Origin of the sequence: Rothia nasimurium, from assembly GCF_035916755.1 — a bacterium.
GTDB lineage: Bacteria > Actinomycetota > Actinomycetes > Actinomycetales > Micrococcaceae > Rothia.
Genome location: NZ_JAYWIX010000001.1, coordinates 309,973 through 329,293, shown reverse-complemented (window position 1 = coordinate 329,293; position 19,321 = coordinate 309,973). Strand labels below are relative to the sequence as shown.

The window sequence follows — 19,321 nt, the reverse complement described above, 5'->3', positions numbered from 1 at the left end:
GGTGGGCAGGACGCGGTGGGTGTGCCCGTCCTGCCCGCTGGCGGGTTAACCGCCGGGTGGCTTACTGCCACGTGGTGTTGTTTTAGGCGCCGAGTGCTTCGAGGCCGGGCAGGGTCTTACCTTCGATGTATTCGAGGGAAGCGCCGCCGCCGGTGGAGATGTGGCCGAACTGGTCGTCTGAGAAGCCCAGGTTGCGCACTGCTGATGCTGAGTCGCCGCCACCGATGATGGAGAATGCCTCTGACTCGACGAGGGCGTCGGCTACTGCCTTGGTGCCGCCTGCGAAGGCTTCAATTTCGAAGACGCCTACGGGGCCGTTCCAGAAGACCAGCTTGGCTTCCTTGATCTTCTGGGCGAAGAGTTCGCGGGTTGTGGGGCCGATGTCGAGACCCTCTGCCTTGGCGCCTAGCTTGCCGCCGGTAAGGTCTTCGATGGGGCGGATTTCGGTGTTAGCGTCGTTGGAGAAGTCATCTGACCAGACGATGTCTGAGGCGATGATGAGTTCGGTACCCTTCTTGGGGGCTTCTTCCATGTAGCGCTTGCAGTTTTCGATCTGGTCTTCTTCCAGCAGGGACTGGCCGATCTCGTAGCCCATGGCCTTGGCGAAGGTGTAGCCCATGCCGCCGCCGATCAGCAGGGTGTCTGCCTTGCCGATGAGGTTGTCGATAACTGCCAGCTTGTCTGAGACCTTAGCGCCACCCATGACAACAACGAAGGGGCGGTCGGGGTTCTTGATGACCTTCTGCAGGACGTCAACTTCGGTCTTGACCAGGTCGCCCAGGTAGGCGGGCAGTTCCTTGGCGATGTCGTACACCGAGGCGTGCTTACGGTGCACAGCACCGAAGGCGTCATTCACGTAGGCGCCGTTCTCGCCGGTCAGGGCTGCCAGCTCTGCTGCGAATTCGGCGCGCTCGGCGTCGTCCTTGGAGGTTTCGCGGGCGTCGTAGCGTACGTTTTCAACGACGAGCAGTTCGCCGTCCTTCAGAGCCTCGGCCTTAGCCTTGGCGTCCTCGCCCACCAGGTCGGTTGCGATGATGACGGGGAAGTCTGCCAGTTCTGCCAGGCGCTCTGCTGCGGGCTTGATGGAGTACTGAGGGTCTACCTGACCCTTGGGGCGACCCAGGTGGGCGGTGACGATGACACGGGCACCGGCATCGGTGAGCTTCTTGAGTACGGGCAGGGAGGCACGGACGCGGCCGTCATCGGTGACGACGCCGTCCTTGAGGGGTACGTTCAGGTCGGAGCGGACGAGAACGCGGCGGCCTGCTACGCCACCGTCAATGAGCTCTGCGAGAGTCTTAGCCATGGGAGTTTTCATCTCCATTGTTTGTGAGGGTAAATGGGGTGGGCACCAGGGTGGTGCCGGGTATAGGTAAGGGTTAGCGAACCGCGCGTGTGCGCGTCGATTCGCTAACCCTATCCTATTGCTGTCTCATGAAAGACCGGTGGATGACAGCTTAGAGAGCTGCAACTACCTTGTTGGTGAACATGACCAGGCGTGAAACGTAGCCGTATTCGTTGTCGTACCAGGCGATAACCTTGACCTGGTTGCCGATGACCTTGGTCAGGGGTGCGTCGAAGACGGTTGAAACGGGCTCACCTTCGATGTCCTTGGAGACGATGGGCTCCTCGGAGTAGGTGATGATGCCCTTCATGGCACCCTCTGCTGCTTCCTTGACGGCTGCGTTGACCTCTTCAACGGTAACTTCGCGTGAAGCGGTGAAGGTCAGGTCGGTGATGGAGCCGGTGGGGGTGGGAACGCGAACTGCGAAGCCGTCCAGCTTGCCCTTGAGTTCGGGCAGAACCAGGCCAACAGCTGCTGCTGCACCGGTTGAGGTGGGAACCATGTTCAGGGCTGCGGCGCGGGCGCGGCGCAGGTCTGAGTGGGGGGCGTCCTGCAGGCGCTGGTCAGCGGTGTAGGCGTGGATGGTGGTCATCAGACCGCGCTCGATACCGAACTTGTCGTTCAGTACCTTAGCCATGGGTGCCAGGCAGTTGGTGGTGCAGGATGCGTTTGAAACGATGTTCATGGTGGCTGAATCGTACTGGTCGTCGTTGACGCCCATGACGAAGGTGCCGTCGATGTTCTTACCGGGTGCAGAGAGGATAACCTTCTTGGCGCCAGCTTCGAGGTGAGCCTTTGCCTTCTCACCGTCGGTGAAGAAGCCGGTGGATTCGAGAACAACGTCTACGCCGAGGTCTGCCCAGGGCAGGTCTGCGGGGTTGCGCTCAGCCAGAACCTTGATTTCCTTGCCGTTGACGGTCAGGCCGTTCTCAGAAACAGCAACTTCGCCGTCGAAGCGACCCATGATGGAGTCGTACTTGAGCAGGTGTGCGAGGGTCTTGACGTCGGTCAGGTCGTTGATTGCAACGATTTCGAAGCCTTCGCCGTGCTGCTGTGCTGCGCGGAAGAAGGTACGACCGATGCGGCCAAAGCCGTTAATAGCTACGCGTACAGTCACTGAAATCAAACTCCTAGATACAGTTAGTGACGTTGGTGGACGAGACGCCGGTTCTGGCGTTTCATCGCCGAACTTGGGAAAACGTGGTTCCTTCAGCTCAAGCGGGTGAGCTCTCGTCCGGTTCGTTAACCATCATACCCTGTTTATGTGAGTTTTGGTGTGTTTCTGTCGTTTTTTTAAGTGGACTTGCGTGCGTTTGAGGACGCTTACCCCCCGTTTTGACCTGGAAATATGGGTTTTGCCGGGTAAGAGCATGAGCAAGACCACCCAGTAAAGGGCAAACCAACAAAAACCCACACAGCTTAGTTGAGGTGACTGACGCCGTTCACACCGGCTTCAGTGCCGGGAATGCCGCGTTCAGCTGCCCGCTTATCAGCCATAGCAATCAGGCGGCGGATACGGCCGGCGATAGCGTCTTTAGTCATGGGAGGTTCAGCCAGGCGGCCCAGTTCGTCGAGGGAGGCCTGCTTGTGGGCAACACGCAGTTCACCGGCGTAGCGCAGGTGCTCGGGCACCTTATCACCCAGAATCTCTAGGGCTCGCTCAACACGGGCACCGGCGGCCACAGCGGCCTGGGCTGACCGGCGCAGGTTGGCATCGTCGAAGTTGGCGAGGCGGTTAGCGGTCGCGCGCACCTCTTTACGGGCGCGGCGTTCCCGCCAGTTATCGAGGGCATCTACAGCCCCCATGCGCTCTAACAGTAGGGAGATGGTTTCACCGTCGCGCACGACCACCCGGTCCACACCGCGTACTTCGCGGGCCTTTGCAATAACGTCCAGGCGACGGGCGGCACCGATCAGGGCCAGGGCAGCCTCGGGGCCGGGGCAGGTAAATTCCAGGGCGGACGAACGACCGGGCTCGGTCAGTGACCCGTGAGCCAGGAAAGCCCCACGCATGACAGCTTCAGCATCGGCCAGGGAGCCGTTAACCACGGCAGGGGGTAGACCACGGACGGGGCGGCCACGTCCGTCCAGCAAACCGGTCTGCCGGGCCAGGGCCTCACCACCCTGATCAACGCGCACAAGGTAGCGCCCGCCCCGGCGCAGCCCGCCGCCGGAGATAGAGGTAATGGAAGCGTCGTGGCCGTACATTTCGGCAATGTTATAGCGCAGGCGTTCTGCGGTAGTTTCGAGGTCAACTTCAGCTTCGACCACGATTTTGCCTTGCACGAGGTGAAGACCGTTCGTGAAGCGCAAGATTGTGGCTACCTCAGCTTTACGCACGGATGAGCGCGTGGCTTCGTAGTGTGCCAGCTCTTCTTTGACCGATGCCGTCAGGGCCATGCGGGTCTTCCTCCAAAGTTGTGTCTGCTCTCGTAAGCGCGGGGTGCCGGTGTGTGGTCGGCGTTAGTGTTTGAAGACGTGCTTGTAGGCAGCTGCTAGTTTAAGGGGGTCGTGCACGCCAGGTTGGTCAGCTTCTGCCACATCAGCCCAAAGCACCTTCGCCCCTAGCTGGGCTGCTACATCTTCAAATGTCGTGCCTTCTCCTGCGGCGGCGGGATCAGCGATGACTGTATTAACCCTAATTTCTGGAACGTATTCACGCAAAACGAGCAGGTGGTCTGCGGCACTCATGCCGCGGGTTTCTTTGCCGTCAAGTTCGAGGTTCATCACCAGGCAAATCTTGGCGCTGGTGTTGAGTATGGCGGCGCGCAGGCCGGGCAGGAGCAGGTGCGGGAGCAGGGAGGTATAGAAGGAACCTGGCCCCAAGACCACCCAGTCGGCTTCGTGCACCGCGCGGACGGCGTCCGGGCAGGCTTCGGTGTTCTCGGGTAGCAGGCGGACCTTGTCTACACGCCCTGCCTTGGCCAGGGTTGCCTGGCCCTGGACGGTATCGCGGAAGGTCACCCCGTGGTCGTTGGTGGTAACGATATCGCCCTCAATCACCAGGGGCCTAGTAGCCATGGGGAGCACGCGTCCGCGGGCGTTAAGCAAGGCCCCGGCCCAGTCCAGCCCGGCGATAGTGTCGCCCAACAGCTCCCAGAGGGTGACAATCAGCAGGTTGCCCAGGGCATGGTTTTCAAGAGCGGTGGGGCGGTCTGCGCTTCGGGAGGTGAAGCGGTGCTGCATGACGTCGCGCCAGGTGCGTCCCCAGTCGGTATCATCGCACAGGGCCGAAAGGGCCATGCGCAGGTCGCCGGGTGGCAGCACGTCCAGCTCTTCGCGGAGCTTACCCGAGGAGCCACCGTCGTCCGCCACGGTTACCACGGCGGTCAGGGCGGTGGTGATAAGTTTGAGGGCAGAAAGTGAGCCGTAGAGGCCGTGCCCGCCACCCAGGGCAGTGACACGAACGGGTAGGTCGTGCCCCTGGGCGGTGACGGGCAGTAGGCCGGTTTCGGGAAACCGGCTCATACGGGTTGCCTCAGACATTATTCACGCCCCATGTCGCGGTGGTGCACGGAGATATTTACATCTTCCATCTCGCTCAGGCGGCGGGCGATTTCTTCGCTCACGGCCACCGAGCGGTGCTTACCGCCGGTGCAGCCGATAGCGAAGGTGGCGTAGAGCTTACCCTCACGGCGGTAGCCAGCGATAACGGGCTGCAGGGCAGCAATGTAGTTGCTGATGAACTCTTCGGTGCCGTCCTGGGCGAAGACAAAGTCGCGGACGCCGGCGTCCTGCCCGGTCTGGGCCCGTAGGCCGGGTACCCAGTGGGGGTTGGGGATAAAGCGCATATCGGCCATGTAGTGCACATCTGAGGGGGTGCCGTACTTAAAGCCGAAGCTCATGACGGTGATGTTGACCAGGCGTTCCTTACCCGGGGCGTAGGTTTCGCGCACCTTTTTTGCCAGCTGGTGGACGTTCATGCCGGTGGTATCGATGATGTAGTCGGCTTCTTCTTGCAGGCCAGCAAAAATACGGCGTTCTTCGGCGATGGCTTCGGCCACGAGCCCCCCCTGTTGCAGGGGGTGGGGGCGGCGCTGGGCCTCGTAGCGGGCGATGATGTCCTTATCGGCGGCGTCCATGAAGAGCATGGAAAAATCGACATCAGAGGCGCGGAGCTTGTTAATAGCCTCGGGCAAGTCTGCCAGCTGGCGGCGGGCACGAATATCGATACCCACAGCTACTTTGGGGAGTTTACCCGGTGAGTCTTTGACTAGCTGGGCCAGGGAGCCGAGCATCTGCGGGGGAATGTTATCGACAACGTACCAGCCCTCATCTTCGAGGGTGTTAGCTGCGGTGGATCGGCCGGCGCCAGAGATACCGGTGATCACGAGAATTTGCGGCTTGACGGTCTGCTCGCTGGAGTGGGGTGACATGGGTGGGGGTCTCTCGCTTCCACGCTTCAAACGGTTAGTACTTCTAGCTTAGTGCACTGCTTCACTTTCGGCTTCATTCACCTGCCCCAGGTGCAAAGCGTTCCCGTATTTTCTGTGCCATGGCCGGGCCGATACCCGGCACCTCTTGAAGTTCTTCGATGCTTGCTTCAGAAAGCTGTTTAAGGGAGCCGAAGTGCTTGATGAGGGCTTCGCGTTTGGCAGGGCCCAACCCGGGGACGGTGTCAAGGGCAGATTTAACCATTTCTTTACCGCGCTTGGAACGGTGGAAGGTAATAGCGAAGCGGTGGGCCTCATCGCGAATACGCTGAATTAGGTAGAGGGCATTAGAGGTTCTGGGCAGGATAACGGGGAAGTCATCGCCCGGCAGCCAGAGCTCTTCGAGTCGCTTGGCGATACCGACCACGTAGATATCGGTAATACCCAGGTCTTCGAGGGCCCGGGTGGCGGCGGCAACCTGGGGCTGACCACCGTCCACCACCACCAGGTTGGGCGGGTAGGCGAACTTGGCAGGCTCCTTGGTGTAGAGGTCCTCGTCGCTGATTTGGCCGGACGCCCGCACCCGGGCCCCAGGGGCCTCGTCGGTGAGGTAGCGGCGGAAACGCCGGTAGATGACGTCGTACATGCTGGCGGTGTCGTCCCGAGCGGCATCCCCGGTAATGGAGAACTTGCGGTAGTCGCTCTTCTTAGGCAGGCCGTCCTCAAAGACCACCATGGAGGCGACCACATTGGTACCCTGCACGTGGGAGATGTCGTAGCACTCAATGCGCATGAGAGCCTCGGGCAGTTCCAGGGTCTCCTGGAGCTCTACCAGGGAGGCCGAGCGAGTGGTGAGGTCACCTGCCCGGCGGGTCTTGTGCAGGGTCAGAGCCTGTTTGGCGTTCTCGGCAACGGTTGCCATCAGCTCAACGCGGTCACCGCGCTGGGGCACGCTGATGCTCACCTTGGCCCCGCGTACCCCGGTGAGCCACTCTTCGAGCTTCTCGTGGTTTTCGGGTAGCACCGGCACGTTAATCTGGCGGGGTATCTCGTTGAGGTTGTGGTTGATTTCTTCCTCGGTTGACCCAGCGGCCAGAGCGGCAGCGGCCTCGCCGTAGACCTGAACCAGTAGGTGGTCGACCAGGGCTTCGGGGGTGGAGTCTTCGACCTTCTCAACGATCCAACCCCGCTGACCGCGGATACGTCCGCCCCGCACATAGAAAACCTGCACCGCAGCTTCTAGGTCATCTTCAACAAAGTTGAACAGGTCGGCATTCACCGAATCGGGCAGTACCACGGCGTTGCGTTCAAAGGCCTTGGTCAGGGCTTCAATGTCATCGCGCAGGCGGGCCGCCTTTTCAAAATCAAAGTCGGCGGCGGCGTCCTTCATCTGCCGGGTCAGGTCGGCAATGAACTTCTCGGCACCGCCTGCCATAAAGGAACAGAGATCCTCAGCGATTTTCTGGTGGTCTTCGCGGCTCACCCTACCCACGCAGGGGGCAGCGCACTTGTCGATGTAGCCCAGCAGGCAGGGCCGGTCGGAGGCCTGGGCCCGGTTAAAAACGCCAGTTGAGCAGGTACGTACCGGAAAGACCCGTAAGAGGGCGTCAAGGGTTTCGCGGATAGCCCAAGCCTGAGAATAAGGACCGAAATAGCGCACCCCCTTCTTCTTTTCCCCGCGCATGACCTGGGCGCGCGGGAAGCGGTCTTTCAGGGTGACGGCCAGGTAGGGGTAGGACTTATCATCGCGGAATGCGATATTGAACCGGGGCTTGTATTCCTTGATCCAGGTGTACTCCAGCTGCAACGATTCGAGCTCGCTTCCAACCACCGTCCACTCCACCGAGGCAGCCGTGTGCACCATGGCGTAGGTTTTGGGGCTCAGGGAATCTACGCGGGCAAAATAGGAGTTCAGGCGGTTGCGCAGGTTCTTGGCCTTGCCCACGTAGATAATACGACCCACCTCGTCGCGGAAGCGGTAGACCCCGGGGTTGGTGGGGATTTCGCCGGACGCCGGGCGGTAGGAGGCAGGATCGGCCACGTGTATCAGGTCCTTTGAGCTAGGTCAGGAGCGGCAGGAGCCTCTAGCCCGCGCGGGTGCTGGGCTAGATTCCCCCGTCGCGTTCTGCTGACGGTGAGACGTTGTATTCGTTTTTGCGGGGCTGGCCAGAGAGCTGGGCGATAGCGTCCATAATCTGGTCGGTGGTCTGGCGGCGCTGCTTGCCGCTCATACGCTCCCCCAGTTTTTCGAAGGTCATGGGCTCCCCCACCCGCACCGTAAAACGGTGGGGGTAGACCATGTTGGAGCCCGGCTTTTGAATCTTATCGGTACCGATCAGGCCGATGGGCACTACGGTAGCCCCGGTCATGTGAGCCAGCCAGGCTACCCCGATTTTTCCCTTATAGAGGTAGCCGTCACGGGAGCGGGTGCCTTCGGGGTAGATGCCGAAGACCTTGCCCTCGTTGAGGCGGTCAAGGGCGGTTTCGAGGGCCTTCATGGACTCTTTTTTGTCGGTGCGGTTGACCGGAATAATGTCGATGACCTGGAAAAGGGTCTTCATGGCCTTGCCCTTGAGGCCCGGTGAGTTGACGTACTCAGACTTGGCGAGAAAGGCAACTCGACGGGGCATGAGGGCTGAGATAATCACCGAGTCAAGGAAGGCCAGGTGGTTGGAGGCCACGATGACGGGTCCCTCAGCGGGGAAGTTCTCAAGGCCGGTCACGCGGGCGCGGAAGACGGTACGGAGCAGGGCTTCGATGGTCTTTTGAGTTACCTTGTATTTGAGGGACATGAGAACTCCTTGAGCGCATAGGGGATGGAATGGATGCTGGCCACCCCGCCCGAGGTATGCTTTTGAAATTTTTAGGCTGTTTTGACCTATTTAGCATACCCCGGTGAGGTGCTGCTACCCTAGAGCATCTCAGCGAGGAAGCGGCCGGTGTGGGATTCGGGCACAGTGGCCAGATGCTCGGGGGTACCGGTTGCCAGCACGGTGCCACCACCATCGCCGCCTTCGGGGCCCATATCGATGAGCCAGTCAGCGCTCTTGATGACGTCCAGGTTGTGCTCGATGGTAATAACGGTGTTGCCCTTATCGACCAGGCCCTGCACCACACCCAGCAGTTTGCGGATATCTTCAAAGTGCAGGCCAGTGGTGGGCTCATCGAGCACATAGATGGAACGGCCGTTGGAGCGCTTTTGCAGTTCGGTAGCCAGCTTGACGCGCTGGGCTTCACCACCGGAGAGGGTGGTCGCGGACTGGCCCAGACGCACGTAGCCGAGGCCCACATCCACCAGGGTGTCGAGATAGCGCGAAATCTTGGTGAAGGCGGCGAAGAATTCGGCGGCTTCAGAGACCGGCATTTCAAGCACGTCGGCAATAGTCTTGCCCTTGTAGTGCACTTCGAGGGTCTCGCGGTTGTAGCGCTTGCCCTTGCAGACCTCACAGGGCACGTAGACGTCGGGCAGGAAGTTCATCTCAATCTTGAGGGTGCCATCACCTGAGCAGGCTTCGCAGCGTCCGCCCTTGACGTTGAAGGAGAAACGACCGGGCTGATAGCCGCGCATCTTGGCTTCGGTAGTTTCTGCAAAGAGCTTGCGGATGTGGTCGAAGACGCCGGTGTAGGTCGCCGGGTTTGAACGCGGGGTGCGGCCGATGGGCGACTGGTCCACGTGGATAATCTTGTCGAGGTGGTCCAGGCCGGTGATGGTCTTGTGACGGCCCGGTACCTGCTTGGCCCCGTTGAGCTTATTTGCCAGGGAGGTGTAGAGAATATCGTTGACCAGGGTGGACTTGCCCGAACCGGAGACACCGGTGACGGCGGTGAGCACACCCAGGGGGAACTCGACATCCACGTTCTTGAGATTGTTTTCGCGGGCCCCAATGACCTTGATGGTGCGCTTGGGGTCAACCGGACGGCGGGTGGCAGGAACCGTGATGGCGCGACGTCCGGCCATATAATCACCTGTCACGGAGTTTTTATTCTCAAGGAGCTCGGCAAAGGTACCCGAGTGCACGATCTGCCCGCCGTGCTCACCAGCGCCGGGGCCAACATCCACGATCCAGTCAGCTTCCTTCATGGTGTCTTCGTCGTGTTCCACCACGATGAGGGTGTTCCCCATGTCGCGCAACTTAGTAAGGGTTTCGATCAGGCGGCGGTTATCGCGCTGGTGCAGGCCGATAGAGGGCTCGTCCAGCACGTAGAGCACGCCCACCAGGCCGGATCCAATCTGGGTTGCCAGACGGATACGCTGGGCCTCTCCACCCGAGAGGGTACCCGCCGAGCGAGCCAGGTTCAGGTAGTCCAGGCCCACATCGAGCAGGAACTGCAGGCGGGCATCAATTTCTTTAAGCACCAGCTCAGCAATCTTAGCCTCGCGCTCACTCAGGGTCAGCGAGCGCATGAAGGTGAGGGCTTCACGCATAGACATGTCGGTGACGTCGGCAATGGATTTGCCGCCGACGGTGACGGCCAGGATGGTGGGGTTGAGGCGGGCACCCTTACAGGAGGTGCAGGCGACCTTACGCATGTACTGTTCGTAGCGGTCTTTTGACCAGTCTGATTCGGTTTCTTCGTACTTGCGTTTGATGTAGGCGCTGGCGCCCTCGAAACCGGAGGTGTATCGGCGTTCGCGGCCGAAGCGGTTTTTGTAGGCGACGGTGACCTTGTAGTCCTTGCCGTTCAGAATAGCTTTTTTGACCTTGGCGGGAAGGTCTTTGAAGGGGGTGGCAAGGTCGAAGTCGAGTTCGTCAGCAAGACCGGCGAGCAGGCGCAGCCAGTATTCGCTGGTTGCCTTGCCGGTGGCCCAGGGGGCGACGGCCCCCTCGGCCAGGGAGAGGTCGGGGTTGGGAACGATCAGATCGGTGTCCACTTCAAGGGTGGAGCCGATGCCGTCGCAGGCAGCGCAGGCACCGAAGGGCGAGTTGAAGGAGAAGGCGCGGGGTTCTACCTCGGTGACGGCCAGGGGGTGGCCGTTGGGGCAGGCCAGATTTTCGCTGAAGGAGCGGGTGCGGCCCGGGGCGTCGGCGTCCTCGTCCACGAAGTCGATGAGTACCTTGCCGTCGGCGAGCCCCAGCGCGGTTTCGACGGAGTCGGTCAGGCGCTGGTGGACGTTCTCCTTGATGGCGATACGGTCAACCACAACCTCGATGGTGTGCTTGTACTGCTTTTCGAGTTTGGGCGGGTCGGTGAGCTGGATGACCTCGCCGTCCACGCGGGCGCGGGCGTAGCCGGCGGTGGAGAGTTCTTTGAAGAGGTCAACAAACTCGCCCTTGCGGGCCGAAACGACGGGAGCTAGCACCTGCAGGCGGGTTTTCTCGGGGTAGTCCATGAGGGTATCAACAATTTGTTGGGGGGACTGCTTGGAGATTTCCTCGCCGCATTCGGGGCAGTGGGGGTGGCCCACGCGCGCCCAGAGCAGGCGCATGTAGTCGTAGATTTCGGTGATGGTGCCGACGGTTGAGCGCGGGTTCTTGGAGGTTGACTTTTGGTCGATGGAGACGGCCGGTGAGAGGCCCTCGATGAAATCGACGTCGGGTTTGTCGACCTGGCCCAGGAACATACGGGCGTAGGAGGAGAGGGATTCGACGTAGCGACGCTGGCCCTCGGCAAAGATGGTGTCGAAGGCGAGGGAAGATTTGCCCGAGCCGGAGAGGCCGGTGAAGACGACCATGGCGTCGCGGGGGATGTCGAGGTCAACGTTTTTGAGGTTGTTTTCGCGGGCGCCCTGCACACGGATATGGGTGAGGTCGTTGCCGGTGGGTTGTGTGGCTGAGCCTGCCATGAGTCACCTATCTAAGAGAATGTTTCGAAGATATATTCTATAGGCTTTGAGTGGCCGATGAAAGTGCCAGCTCCTCCCGGTTTGTACCGCGCCCGGCTCATTCTAGGGTCTTTAAACGGGCAGGGCGTGGTACAAATGCGGGGTGAGAGCATAGAATGGGGCCATGAGTGACCTAGCCAATACCCTGATTTTTGAGTCCGATGCCCTGACCGTGCGGTCCATTGCAGTATCGGAGATGGAAAACAACGTCTACCTGCTGACCCACCGGGCAAGCGGTGGGCAGGTGCTGATTGACGCCGCGGACGATTTTCCCGCCATCAGCACTTTCGTCCAGCAGGCTGCCGCCGCCGACTCCTCCGCTGCCCACGACCATGCGGGGGCTGGCGTCCGCGCCCTGGTGACCACCCATTCCCACTGGGATCACATCCGAGCCCTGCCCGAGGCTGTTGAGGCCTGGGACCCGGTAACCTACTGCGGCGCCCCCGATGCTGAAGCTATCGCTGAGCAGGAAGGCGTAGAGATTGAAGAACGTCTGGTGGGCGGCGAGCGCCTGACCTTAGCCGGCATTGAGCTTGAGGTGATTGCCCTGCGCGGACATACCCCGGGTTCAATTGCCCTGACCCTGCGGGTATCTGAGGGCGCGGACGCCGGTGAGCGGGTTCTGCTGTTCACCGGGGATTCGCTCTTCCCGGGCGGGGTGGGCAAGACCAACTCTCCCCAGGACTTTGAGCAGCTCTTTACCGATGTTTCAGAGCGTATCTTCGGCCGCTTTGACGATAACACCCTGGTGCTGCCGGGCCACGGCGACTCCACCATCCTAGGCAAGGAACGCCCCCAGCTGCCTAAGTGGAAGGAGCGGGGCTGGTAAGAGCCCTCCTGGCAAGCCCGGTGGGGCCGTAATACAGAAGTTATACCTTGTCACCCACCGACCTGCTTGTTAGCATGAACCTTACAACTGGTTTGGGGTGCCCTTACTGCCGATTCTTTTCGGGCGGACGGGGCTGAGAACACACCCACTGAACCTGCTCTAGTTAGAACTAGCGAAGGGAAACCCATGCAGGAGCATGCCTCTATTTCTGCGCGCCTCGATGCGTCCTCTGACTCAAGCACCGCCGTCCTTGCAGCAATCACTGCGGTGCGAACTACCACGCCTTTAGTGCAGTGCCTGACCAACGCTGTGGTCAGTAACATCACGGCCAACGCCCTGCTGGCGGCAGGTGCTGCCCCGGCTATGTGCGATACGCCGGCTGAGTCCTACGATTTTGCCCGGATTGCTACCGGCGTGCTGGTCAACGGTGGCACCCCCAGCGCCGAACAGTACGAGGGAATGCGCCAGGCCATTGCCGGAGCCAAGGACGCGGGAACCCCCTGGGTGCTTGACCCCGTTGCCGCTGGCGCCCTCACCGCCCGTACCGCTTTCTACCGGGAGGTCGTGCAGCTCTCCCCCGCCGCGATTCGAGGTAACGCCTCAGAGATTGGAGTGCTGGCTGGCAGCAGCCAGGGCGGACGCGGGGTAGATGCAACCGATAAGGCTAAGGACGTACTCGCCGCAGCCCGCGCGCTCAGTCAGCAGACCGGCGCCACGGTTGCTATGAGCGGGGCGGTTGATTACATTATCACCGGCGACCGGGTAACAGCGGTAGAAGGTGGGCACCCCACCATGGCCCAGGTGATTGGAACCGGCTGTTTCTTAGGAGCCCTGGTCGCTGCCTATGCCGGGGCAGCTCTGGCAGCGGGTCTAGACCGCCACGATGCTGTGGTTGCTGCCCATGCCCATACGGCAGCTGCAGGTTCAGTTGCCGGAAGTCTTTATGCTGCCAAGCCCGGTTCCTTCGCGGTCGCCTGGCTCGATGCCCTGGCTGAGCTGAGTGCTGAGCAGATCCTTGGGCAGGTCAGCCTGCGGGAGCTGAAGGCAGGTGGGCAGGCATGACTGTATCCCCTACCGAGCGCGAATCCGTTGACTGGTCGCTCTACCTGGTCACGGACCCGTCCTTTCAGCCTGCAGAAGACCTGACCAACCACGTTCTGCGGGCCATCGAGGGCGGGGTCAGCGTGGTGCAGCTTCGCGATAAGCAGGCGAGTGACGAGAAGCTTGAAGTTCAGGCCCGGGCTCTGGCCCGCGCCGTGGGCGGACGGGTGCCAATTTTCGTCAACGACAGGGTGCAGCTTGCTCTCTCGTTGGGCCTGCACCTGCATATTGGGCAGTCCGATATGCCCTATATTCAGGCCCGCCAGCTCCTGCCGGAGCATTTGATGATTGGCCTGTCGATTGAGAACCGCGACCAGCTAGAGAGCTGTATCGCAGAGTGCACAGCGGCCGGGGTTCGGCTCCCCGATGTGGTGGGCCTGGGCCCACTGGTTGAAACTCCCACCAAGCCTGATGCGGCACCGGCGCTGGGGATTGCGGGTATCACCGAACTGGCCCAACGGGCGGCCGAAGCGGGCATCGCGAGTGTAGCCATCGGCGGCATTCAGCTTGATAACGCAGCCGAACTCGCTGCCACCGGGGTCAACGGAATCTGCGTGGTCTCTGCCCTCATGGGGGCATCTGAGCCGGGGCTAACCGCTGCTCGGTTACGCGGGCTTTTTACGGCAAAGAGCTCCCAGCACTCTCGCCCCGTCCCCAATATTCTGTCTATCGCAGGCACCGACCCCAGCGGCGGGGCAGGTGCTTCAGCTGACCTCAAATCCATTGCGGCAGCAGGCGGATACGGCATGAGCGCTATCACCGCCCTGGTCGCCCAAAATACCCTGGGGGTCCGGGCCATTGAGGTTCCACCCACCGACTTTTTACGGGCCCAACTTGATGCGGTGAGCGACGATGTGCGTATTGACGCCGTCAAAATTGGCATGCTGGGGTCGGTGGACATTATCGATACGGTGGCCGCCTGGCTCGACGATAACCCCCAGCAAGTTGTGGTCCTTGACCCGGTGATGATTGCTACCAGCGGCGACCGGCTTTTAGAACCTGCCGCAGAAGAGGCCCTGCGTGACTTTTCCCGCCGGGCTACTGTGCTTACCCCCAATATCCCGGAACTTGCGATTCTGGCCCAGGAGCAGCCACCGACTACCTGGGACGAGGCCTGCCAGATGGCCCAGCGGGTTGCTACCCGGTACGGTGCTGCCGTTATCGTCAAGAGTGGGCACCTGACCGGCTCCGAGGCAGGGAATGCGGTGGTCACAGTTGACGGGGTCCAGGCGGTCTTTAGTAGGCAGCGCCTTACGACCGCTAACACGCACGGCACGGGCTGTTCCCTATCGTCCGCGCTGGCCGCCCGTCTAGGGGCGGGTGACAGTCTTGAAGAGGCCCTCTCCTGGGTCACTGCCTGGCTGTACGGGGCTATCGCCACCAGCGACCGCTTGCAGGTGGGAGCCGGTCACGGCCCGGTTAACCACTTCTGGAACCTCTGGGCTGGCTCGGCGGCTGCCGATACCACCCCGATTCCCCTGGGTGCTTTTGCGGACGCAGCCGCCCCGGCTCCCCTGATTCCGGCAGCTGGCCCGCACACGGCTGCCCTTTGGGACATGACCGGCGGCCTCTGGGAGCGCATCACGACCCTGCCCTTCATCCGCCAGCTAGCCGATGGAACGCTGCCGGCCGAGGATTTCACTTTCTACCAGGGTCAAGATGCCCTCTACCTGCAGGAATATTCACGGGCCCTGGCCCTCTTGAGCGCCAAGGCTCCCACTTCCGAGCAGCAGGTTTTCTGGGCACGAGGGGCAGTAGAATGCATCACGGTAGAGTCCCTACTCCACGGGAGCTGGCTGGGCTCTGACTACGTTTCGGCAGGCCCGTCCCTGGTCACACGAGCCTACACCGACTTCCTGACAGCTTCAGCCGGAGTACAGGACTACGCTATCGCCGCAGCGGCCGTACTCCCCTGCTACTGGCTCTACGCAGAAATCGGTGAACTTCTCGCCGCCTCCAACACCCCCAATCACCCCTACACCGCCTGGTTAAGCATGTACGGGTCAGCAGATTTTAGAGCCTCGGTCGAGCAGGCCCTCAGCTACGTGGAGGAAGCTCTCGAAGATGCCCCACCGCGCGTCCGTTCCCTCGCGGCGCAGGCCTACCAGCAGGCGTCCGCCCATGAACTGCATTTCTTCGACCAGGCTCACCGCCGCACCCTTTCTGTTTGACAGCTCTAGGTCGGCGGCGGATGATGGCTATGGGCCTTACCACGGGGCGCGGCCCCTCCCGGTGCAACGGCACAGCCTGCGCACGGGAGTACCAACCGACAGAAAGAAGTGAGATGACCGCCCAAGCAAACCCTGGAGCCCATCAGCAGGCCCTCGATGCCTTTAAAGACATCGTTGGTGCTGAACATGTGCTCACCGCAGAGCACGCGACCATGCCCTTCAGCAAGGGCTATCGCTTCGGCGGCGGCCCCCTCTTTGCGGTTCTGCGCCCCACCACCCTGGTGCAGATGTGGAAGGCCCTCCAGGTCTGTGTCGACCACAACCTCATGGTGATCCCCCAGGCCTCTAACACCGGTCTGACCGGTGGTTCTGGCCCTGGCTTCCAGGACTACGACCGCCCCATCGTGCTCATCTCAACCCACCTCATCAACCAGGTGCACCTGATTAACGACGCCCACGAGGCCATCTCCCTGGCTGGCGCCACCCTCACCCACCTGACCGAAGAACTGGCACCGCACGGCCGCGAACCCCACTCGGTGATCGGATCAACCTCTATCGGCGCCTCGGTCATCGGCGGTATCGCCAATAACTCCGGCGGCAGCCAGATTCGCAAGGGCCCAGCCTTCACCCGCGAAGCCATCTACGCCCGCGTCACCGAAGAAGGCAAGGTCGAGCTGGTCAACCACCTGGGTATCTCCCTGGGCGACGATCCCGAGACCGCCCTCGATCGCCTGCAGCGCGGCGCCTGGTCGGCGGACGACGTCACCCCCGCCCCTGCCGACAGCAGCGAAACCGAATACGCAGCCCACCTGCGCAAGATGGAGCCGACCCCCGCCCGCTACAATTCCAACCCCGAGTACCTGTTTGAGGCATCCGGATCCGCTGGCAAAATCATGGTCTTTGCCGTGCGAACCCGCACCTTCCCGCTCGAGAAGAACCCCACCATGTTCTACATCGGCACCCATAACCCCCGCGAGCTCGAAGAAATCCGCCGCATCTTCCTCGAAGCCGATATGCCCCTGCCCATCTCGGGTGAGTACATGGGCCGCAGCGCCTTCGACCTGGCAGAAAAGTACGGCAAAGACACCTTCGTCTTCCTCAAATACATGAGCTCTGCCCTGCAAACCCGTATGTTTGCCTTCAAGACCTGGGCTAACGGAGTTTTCGGTAAAGTACCAGGCATCGGGCCCACTTTTGCCGACACCGTCTCCCAGCGCATCTTCGACCTGGTCCCCAGCCAGCTGCCCAAGCGTATGATGGACTACCGCGACCGCTTCGAACACCACCTGCTGCTCACCGTCAGTGAGGCCCAGAAGCAGGCGACTGAAACCATGCTTAGGGACTTCTTTGCAGCTCCCGAGCATGAGGGCGACTTCTTCATCTGCACGGCGGACGAGGCACAAAGCGCCAACCTCAACCGCTTTGGCGCTGCCAGCGCCGCCACCCGCTACGCCAGCATGAAGCGCAAGGAACTGGGCGAGCTCATCCCCATCGACGTTGCCTTGCGCCGCGATGACTGGGACTGGCTAGAAGTACTGCCCCCTGAAATTGCTAGCCAGCTGGATGTTACCGCCTACTACGGCCACTTCTTCTGCCACGTCATGCACCAGGACTACGTCGCTAAGAAGGGCGTTGACCCCCATAAGCTGCACGATGATATCCAGGAACTGCTCGAAGCCCGCGGCGCCAAGCTGCCGGCTGAGCACAACTATGGGCGTCTCTACCACATGCCCGAGGCTATGGTAGAGCATTTTAAGCAGCTTGACCCCACCAACACCTTCAACGCCGGCATCGGCGGCACCTCCCCCAAGAAGGACTGGGCCTAGTTGCCGTTTATCCGCCTGTAGGCGGGGAGCAGGTTCATCCTGACGGCTGATTTCTTAAGACAGGTGTGAGACTACACTGGTTTTTACAAACACATGAAGACCATTCTCACCAGGTTCAACCTGCTGCCTGCGCAGCCCGCACGCCGCGCAGGCAACAGGCTCAACCGTCGAAAGAAGACAGCCGTGACCACACTCCAGCACCAACCAGCCCGACGCCGCGCCGCCTACCTCACCATAGCCGTCCTAACTGCCAGCACTCTGGCCCTGGCAGGCTGTAGCCTCAGCGTCCCCTCAGCCCAGCAGCCCTCTGACCAGGCCCTCACTCCCGCGGCCGACCGCGCTCACGGGGCCAGCTGGCAGCGGGAAAACTTTGAAAACTTCTACGAGCAGACCATCGCCTGGGGTGAGTGCACCGCCGAACACAGCGGCTTCTCCCCCGAGGACGAAGAGCTTCTAAAAGAAACCGGCTTCGACTACGCCAACTACGAGTGCGGCACCGTCACTGCCCCGCTGAACTGGGGAGATCCGGACGATAACCGCACCGTGGAGCTGGCGGTCAGCCGCACCGTCTCTACCGGCAGCGACCAGCAGATGCCCCTCTTCACCAACCCCGGAGGGCCGGGTGCCGGCGGCATTCAGCACGCCATGTCGCTGGCGACCGACCCCTCTTTTGCACCCGTACTGGAAAGCCACCAGCTCTGGGGCTTTGACCCGCGCGGTATTGGGGCGTCCTCCCCCGTGGTATGCGAGTCAGACTCTGAAGTTGCCGCCGTGCAGCTTGCCGAATGCGCCGCCGGCTCAGAGGTTGCCAACTACATGGGCACCTCCCAGGTGGCCCGCGATATGGAGCTGCTCCGCTCCCTGGCCGGGGGTGAGCGCCTTGACTACCTAGGCTACTCCTACGGCACCATGCTGGGGGCCACCTACGCTACTCTCTTCCCCGAGAAGGCAGGACGCATGGTGCTCGACTCGGCTGAAAATGCCCAGTGGGGTGCCCTGACCCATAATTATGACCAGATGGTGGCGGTATCGAAAGCTGTGGGTGCCCTGGCAGAACGTTGCTCCGGCCTCACCACCTTAGAAGGTGAAGCTGTGACCTGCCCCTTCACCAGCGAGCGCGAGATGCTCGACTACCAGAAGTCCCTGACCGACAAGCCCCTGGTGGCCAGTGATGGTACCGAGATTACCGGTTTGGAACTGCGTGATTACCTGACCAGCCAGCTCTACGAGCCGGACGTCATACAGGGGGACGGCTTGGATCTACTGGGTAAGGCCAAGGCTGGGGATAAGGACGCTGTCGATACTCTGGCTGAAATGATTGCGCATACCAGCGCTGAGATTGATACTGCCGGGCAGCTGGTGGTGTGCCCGTCTCAGCCTAAGACTCCCGATGTTGAAGCCCTGCTGGCGCATATGAAGGAGGTGGGTGTTCCCGAGTTCATTGGCGGCCCCGAGATCACTGATGAGGTGCTGGCGGAGTTTACCGCATTCGACTGTGCGGTTTTGCCCGCTACCGGCACCGATATCACGACGTCTTTTGACGCTTCGAAGGTTTCAACCGACCTGCTGGTCATTGGCATCACCGGTGACCACGCAACCCCCTACCAGCACGGTAAGGAGCTTGCCCGTCAGCTGGGGAAGGCCTCCTTTGTGACCTTGGAGGGGACCGGCCACGGGGCGTCCTTCGCCGGCCGCTCTACCTGCGTCGATGAGCTCACCACAGCCTACCTGGTCGACGGCACCGTTCCCAAGGACGGCACAGTGTGCCAGCCGGACGTCCCGGGCGAGGACACCCCCGAACAGCAGTAACCTTCCCCTTAAGGGACTAGGTACCATCTACATCAGAAAAACC

At 61.3% G+C, this 19,321-nt stretch carries 13 protein-coding genes and 1 riboswitch; of the genes, 5 read left to right on the top strand and 8 right to left on the bottom strand.

The genetic code is table 11. The features are described from left to right. Positions 1-82: 82 nt before the first annotated feature. The 8 genes from VSX42_RS01405 to uvrA form a co-directional block, all read right to left on the bottom strand. Entirely contained in the window at positions 83-1,306 is a 1,224-nt protein-coding gene (locus tag VSX42_RS01405; protein ID WP_326502632.1) for a phosphoglycerate kinase, read from the bottom strand. 151 nt (positions 1,307-1,457) lie between these two features. After that, complete coding sequence (gene gap, locus VSX42_RS01400; RefSeq protein WP_237185603.1) at positions 1,458-2,462, bottom strand: type I glyceraldehyde-3-phosphate dehydrogenase; 1,005 nt, start codon at positions 2,460-2,462, stop codon at positions 1,458-1,460. Positions 2,463-2,764: 302 nt separating this feature from the next. Further along, positions 2,765-3,745, bottom strand: a complete 981-nt coding sequence (gene whiA, locus VSX42_RS01395; RefSeq protein ID WP_326502631.1) for a DNA-binding protein WhiA — start codon at positions 3,743-3,745, stop codon at positions 2,765-2,767. Positions 3,746-3,808: 63 nt separating this feature from the next. Then, entirely contained in the window at positions 3,809-4,831 is a 1,023-nt protein-coding gene (locus VSX42_RS01390; RefSeq protein ID WP_418950751.1) for a gluconeogenesis factor YvcK family protein, read from the bottom strand. Beyond that, positions 4,831-5,721: an RNase adapter RapZ gene (rapZ, locus tag VSX42_RS01385; RefSeq protein ID WP_326502630.1), complete on the bottom strand. Its 891-nt coding sequence runs from the start codon at positions 5,719-5,721 to the stop codon at positions 4,831-4,833. The genes VSX42_RS01390 and rapZ overlap by 1 nt, the downstream gene beginning before the upstream one ends. Before the next feature lie 73 nt (positions 5,722-5,794). Then, positions 5,795-7,759, bottom strand: a complete 1,965-nt coding sequence (gene uvrC, locus VSX42_RS01380) for an excinuclease ABC subunit UvrC (protein ID WP_326502629.1) — start codon at positions 7,757-7,759, stop codon at positions 5,795-5,797. A 64-nt stretch (positions 7,760-7,823) separates the two neighbouring features. Continuing rightward, a complete protein-coding gene (locus tag VSX42_RS01375) occupies positions 7,824-8,510 on the bottom strand; it encodes a lysophospholipid acyltransferase family protein (RefSeq protein WP_326502628.1) in 687 nt (228 codons plus the stop codon). A gap of 119 nt (positions 8,511-8,629) precedes the next feature. Next, positions 8,630-11,503 (bottom strand): excinuclease ABC subunit UvrA, encoded by a 2,874-nt coding sequence (gene uvrA / locus VSX42_RS01370; protein WP_326502627.1) that lies wholly within the window; start codon positions 11,501-11,503, stop codon positions 8,630-8,632. A gap of 163 nt (positions 11,504-11,666) precedes the next feature. Here uvrA and VSX42_RS01365 point away from each other — a divergent pair, with 163 nt between their 5' ends. The 5 genes from VSX42_RS01365 to VSX42_RS01345 all read left to right on the top strand — a co-directional run bounded on the left by VSX42_RS01365 (position 11,667) and on the right by VSX42_RS01345 (position 19,278). After that, entirely contained in the window at positions 11,667-12,371 is a 705-nt protein-coding gene (locus VSX42_RS01365) for an MBL fold metallo-hydrolase (protein ID WP_326502626.1), read from the top strand. An 83-nt stretch (positions 12,372-12,454) separates the two neighbouring features. Beyond that, a riboswitch (TPP riboswitch) is annotated at positions 12,455-12,569 on the top strand. Further along, entirely contained in the window at positions 12,558-13,433 is an 876-nt protein-coding gene (thiM, locus tag VSX42_RS01360) for a hydroxyethylthiazole kinase (RefSeq protein WP_326502625.1), read from the top strand. (Overlaps the previous riboswitch by 12 nt.) Then, complete coding sequence (locus VSX42_RS01355) at positions 13,430-15,643, top strand: bifunctional hydroxymethylpyrimidine kinase/phosphomethylpyrimidine kinase (protein ID WP_326502624.1); 2,214 nt, start codon at positions 13,430-13,432, stop codon at positions 15,641-15,643. The genes thiM and VSX42_RS01355 overlap by 4 nt, the downstream gene beginning before the upstream one ends. Positions 15,644-15,756: 113 nt before the next feature. Continuing rightward, the gene (gene dld / locus VSX42_RS01350; protein ID WP_326502623.1) at positions 15,757-17,469 is read left to right on the top strand and encodes a D-lactate dehydrogenase; all 1,713 of its coding nucleotides are present in this window, start codon (positions 15,757-15,759) and stop codon (positions 17,467-17,469) included. Between the two features lie 183 nt (positions 17,470-17,652). Beyond that, positions 17,653-19,278: an alpha/beta hydrolase gene (locus VSX42_RS01345; protein WP_326502622.1), complete on the top strand. Its 1,626-nt coding sequence runs from the start codon at positions 17,653-17,655 to the stop codon at positions 19,276-19,278. Positions 19,279-19,321: the final 43 nt, after the last annotated feature.